Genomic DNA, 5,094 nt, shown 5'->3' with positions numbered 1-5,094 from the left:
GAAGGTGGAGCAGGGATGGGGGGACTAGGTGAGGGTGTTGGTTGAGGAAGGGTTTGGTCTATTATTTCCGGGGTATTCGGAGGAATGTTTACCCCTGGGGGTGGTGAAGATTGGGCAGAGGCAATGGACGGGAGGAGAATTAACGTGGAGGCGACAATGAAGAAAGCAGAAGAAAGCAGAAGTTTTATAGATAGCAATTTTATACCTCATCCAATTCAAAACCGCTCTAAGTATTAAGACTGATAGATTTTAGAGACATTTGCTCATCCCGATCTACTACCAAACCATCCTGCATCTGAATAAGTCGTTGGGTTTGGGCAGCTACATCATGTTCGTGAGTAACAATCACGATGGTGATGCCTTGCTGGTTTAATTCCCCAAGCAGATCCATGACTTCCTGGGAGGTTTTGGTATCTAAGGCTCCGGTTGGTTCATCTGCCAACAGCAAAGCGGGGCGATTGACTAAAGCACGGGCAATGGCAACCCGTTGTTGTTGTCCCCCAGAAAGTTGGCTAGGACGGTGGTGAAGGTGGTTGCCCAAACCCACTCGACTCAAGGCTTGCATTGCCCGTTGGCGTCGTTTGTGTTTAGGTACATTGGCGTAGACCATCGGTAGCATAACATTCTCAAGGGCTGTAGAGCGAGGCAAGAGATTGAATTGCTGAAACACAAAACCAATGCGCTGATTGCGGATATAGGCAAGTTCGTCATCATGTAGGGTTGTGAGGTTTCTGCCTTCAAGAACATAGCGTCCCGTAGTTGGGCGATCGAGACAACCAATAATGTTCATTAATGTGGACTTTCCCGAACCAGAAGCCCCCATAATGGCAATGTATTCTCCTTCTTTAATTGACAAGTTAATGCCCTTGAGAACTGATACCTGGACTTCCCCCATATCATAAATTTTAGTAATCGCTTCCATCCAAATCATAGTTTTTAATCCTATTTTTTTAGCAAAGGGAACAGGGAACAGGGAACAGGGAGTAGGGAGTAGGGAGTAGGGAGTAGGGAGTAGGGAGTAGGGAGTAGGGAGTAGGGAACGTAAGCATTCAGCTATCAGCTATCAGCTATCAGCTTATGTGCTACGCACACGCTACGCGAACAGCTTTTGAATAAAACAGGTCAGCTTTCGTATCTGAGTTATGTCACAGCGTTGAAGCCTGTGCCACAAAGCTGACGGCTGACGGCTGAATGCTGAATGCTTACCAGGGAACAAAAATTCTCACAATTCCTACACTTATCCTTATTAATCAGTCCGTAAAGCAACGATTGGGTCTAATTTGGCGGCATTATTTGCAGGTATTACCCCAGCCAGTAATCCCACAATACAAGACAGTCCAAAACTAGAAATGACTGACCACAGAGAAACCACAAACGGAAATTGGAAAATAGTGGCTGCACTGAAAGCCAAGGCTATTCCGAATCCCATGCCAATCACTCCCCCCACACCAGAAACCACGACAGCTTCTGCTAAAAATTGCTTGAGAATTGCTGCTTTGGTAGCTCCTAGTGCTTTACGAATGCCAATTTCTCGCCTTCGTTCCACAACAGAAGCCAACATAATATTGGCAATACCAATTCCGCCAACAACTAAAGAAATTCCAGCAACTGCTCCCACCATTACCGTAAATAAACCCACCACATTATTTAAGGTATTGATCATGTCTGTTTGGTTAATGATTCTAAAATTATCGGCTTGGGGTGGATAAATATTATGGCGCAAGCGCAAGAGATTGGTAACTTGAAATTGAGCTGCACTTAAACTCGACTCATCAGAGGCTTTCAACCACAACCCATTGATGGCAATCCCGGCTAGGGCATTATTACCAATAAGTCGCGCCGACATATTCGTCAAGGGAATATATATTTGATTATCTTGGTCTATTCTTCCTACCGCACCCTTAGATTCCATAACACCAATAACGATGTAACGCTCTCCCTGAATGCGGATATTGGCACCAATTGCATTTGCCCCCGGTTCAAACAGTTGTTCCCGTAATTTAGAACCAAGAACAACCACTGATTTACTAGAGAGCAAATCATCCTGATTAAAAAATTGCCCCGACTGGGGATAGATGTTCTTGACCTCCGGGTAACTCAAATCCGTACCGATGACAGTAGTTAATATATTCTTGCCACCATAGACTACGGAGACATTAGGCTTTTGCAAGAATGCAGACACCGCACTAGCCGTAGTCACCTGGTCTTTAATTGCCCGTGCATCCTCCCAATTCAAAGGTGTTCCCCTTCCACTACTACCTAGATTGATGCGACTATTTCTGGGAGTATCAGGGAACACCAGCATGACATTTGTACCCAAACCCTGTAATTGCTGCTCGGTTGCCTTTTGCACTCCCTGACCAAGGGAAGTAATAGCAATTACCGAGGCAATCCCAATAATGACACCCAGCATGGTCAGCCCTGTGCGTAATCTGTTGCTCCACAAAGCCTCCAGCGCCATGACTAAGACTTCTACAGTGGATGCTGTACTAAAGCGAATCTGAACTGGTGTAGCCATTTTTGTACACCTTGTAATTAACGTGAACGTGAACGTGAACCGGGAAAAGGAGGTGGGGTCATAGATTGCGGTCGGAACCCTTCTGGAAAGTTGATAAACACTCTTTCGGTTCCCTGCAAACCTGATTTGACTTCTGTTTTGTGATTAGCAGTAACGCCAGTCACTATGGGAGTGAAGATAGCTTGATTATTTTCTCCTGCTACAAACACACCTGTAGCATTCTCCTGGCGGACAATTGCCACTGTCGGTACCACCAAAGCATTTAAGAGTGTGCCTACTTTGAACTCCAGATGGACATTCATCCCAGAACGCAGAAGTTGTTGTGAATCCGAGACAATGGCCACCTTGACCTCAAAGCTGGTAACATTCTGTTCTACAACTGCCTGGGCAGCAATTTGTGCCACCTGTCCGGTAAAGGTTTTTCCTGAGTAAGCATCAACAGTAATGGTGACGTCTTGTCCCAAGCGGATTTTGGAAATATTACTTTCTGCTACGTATGCCGTTACTACCTGGTTACTAGAAGCTAGGGACAAAATTGAAGAAGAGGTAGCGGATAAGACAGAACTACCTGCGGTAGTCGGGCTGACAAAGGCACCTGGATCGGCATACTTCCTAGCAACAATGCCAGTGAAAGGAGCGCGAATTACCGTATCTGCTATCTGCGCCTTGGCATTTTGCACAGCCCCCTCGGCTTGCATCACTCTAGCCCGGGCTTGGGCAATGTCTTCTGGGCGTGCCCCTGCTTTGGCTAGTTTCAAACTTTGTTGTCTTTGCATCACTCTAGCCCGGGCTTGAGCAATGTCTTCTGGCCGTGCCCCTGCTTTTAGGAGTAGCAAAGCTTGCTTGGCTTCTTTTACCCCTGCTTCGGCTGTATCACGGGCCGTCCGGACTTGATTAAAATCTTCCACAGAAATAGCACCAGCCGTTGCTAATTCCTGCTTGCGCTGGAGGTCATCTTCAGCTTGTTGCAGATTTGCTTGTGCTTTTTCTAATCGTGCCAAGCCCTGAGCAATATCTTCTCGACGATTGCCAGCCAGCAACTTTTGCAAATTTGCTTGTGCCTCAGCCAGTTGTGCTTGAGCTTGGGCAATATCTTCTCGACGATTGCCAGCTAGCAACTTTTGCAGATTTGCTTGTCTCTCAGCTAGTTGTCCTTCTGCCTGAGTTAATTGCCCGGTGAGATTGGAGTCATCCATATAGGCAAGAATTTGCCCTTTTTGTACGCGATCGCCTTCCTTGACTAACAGAGTTTTCAGCAATCCTGTAGTTTTAGGGCTAAGATTAATCGCACGTTCGGGCTCAATGACGCCATTAGCAGAAACTGTGACCGCTAGGTTCAGTTTTTCTACAGATACAGTTTGCGTTTGGGTTTTTGCTTGTTGATTTGGCAGGGCAACCCGCTGGCGATAAGCTGCATAGCCTCCTCCAAATACGAGGCACAAAAGGAGTAGTCTTAGCAGCCATTTAGCTAACCTATTTTTACCAAAATTGAAATCTACCAATGGCTGATTTGCCTGAAAAGCCATGATTCACTCCTTTTCTGGCACTGCTTGACTAGAATAATTCTGAAAGTTATGGGAACCTTTGTAGTCAGATAAATCGGCTAACGTCTGCAATGATTGTTTCCCTAAATACAACTGACCGTTAATCTCCCAAGTGGGAAAACCTTTAATCTTGGCGGCCTTGCAGAGGTCTGGGCGAGAGTTTTTACCTTTAGCATCACACTCAATGTAATTCACTTGGCTCCAGGCACCTTGACCAAACATTTCTTTTTGCTCATTGCAATGATCGCACCAAAATGCACCATACATTTTCGCTTCTAGTTTCTGCAAATGCTCTGCTAGAGCCATGTGTGCTTCACTAGAAGAGCTGGTTATAGTATAGTTGATTTCCGTGGCAGAGCGACTGATATTCCCCAGGGTATAAAGACCCAGTAGCCCAAGGAGCAACAGTATCACCACCATAGTTACCGTGAGCAGTTGTTGTCTCAATTTCTGCCAACCACCAGCGCTCAAGGCCAGAATAAACAAGCTCGCTGACAATAAAGTAGACATAATACAAAAGCTACACTTTTCGTGGAATTCAAACAGTGTCGTATATAGCAGGTAACTGCTGACAATTAGCATTAATGTCCCACCAACTGCTAGTAACACAATTGTCCACTTTTCTAAGGGAGAGCGGAACTGTTTATGTGCTTTTGAATTCACAAGCAGGGGAGCGATCGCAAAAACCACCATACTAATGCAAGCAATTAAGCCTAATAAGGTGATCGGTGAACTCAAGATGGCAGCATCGGCACTGGTGGGAGTGGGAGGTAGATTGCAACCGCTGGGACGACAAGTAGAATTACGTTGTGTTAATTGGATGATTTTGGGATAGGCAGTTGCTACAGCACCCAAAGAGGCTATTCCTGCGATCAGAGGGCGGGACCAGCGATGCATCCAGTGTAGAAAAGGTTGGTGTGTCATAACAATTCTTGGAAAGTAGAGATAACATTTATATTTGAGTTGTGAACATACTTGCGCTTTGTAAAGGCAAGAGGCAATAGGCAAGAGGCAATAGGCAATAGGCAAGAG

General features: G+C 45.7%; 5 protein-coding genes. All 5 read right to left on the bottom strand.

Going from position 1 to position 5,094, the window contains the following annotated elements; all coding sequences use genetic code 11:
- Window positions 1-197, bottom strand: a 197-nt coding sequence (locus F6K57_RS36350; RefSeq protein ID WP_293072999.1) for a hypothetical protein, incomplete at its 3' end; no start/stop codon positions are given.
- A gap of 29 nt (window positions 198-226) precedes the next feature.
- Window positions 227-931: an ABC transporter ATP-binding protein gene (locus F6K57_RS36345; protein ID WP_293072996.1), complete on the bottom strand. Its 705-nt coding sequence runs from the start codon at window positions 929-931 to the stop codon at window positions 227-229.
- Between the two features lie 315 nt (window positions 932-1,246).
- Window positions 1,247-2,518, bottom strand: a complete 1,272-nt coding sequence (locus F6K57_RS36340) for an ABC transporter permease (RefSeq protein ID WP_293072993.1) — start codon at window positions 2,516-2,518, stop codon at window positions 1,247-1,249.
- 17 nt (window positions 2,519-2,535) lie between these two features.
- Entirely contained in the window at window positions 2,536-4,044 is a 1,509-nt protein-coding gene (locus F6K57_RS36335; RefSeq protein WP_293072990.1) for a biotin/lipoyl-binding protein, read from the bottom strand.
- 3 nt (window positions 4,045-4,047) lie between these two features.
- The coding region (locus F6K57_RS36330) for a vitamin K epoxide reductase family protein (protein ID WP_293072988.1) at window positions 4,048-5,094 on the bottom strand (1,047 nt) is incomplete at its 5' end.

Origin of the sequence: Moorena sp. SIO4A5 (assembly GCF_010672005.1) — a bacterium.
GTDB lineage: Bacteria > Cyanobacteriota > Cyanobacteriia > Cyanobacteriales > Coleofasciculaceae > Moorena.
Note: the sequence above shows the minus strand (reverse complement) of the source record. Positions and strands in the feature narration are given on the sequence as shown.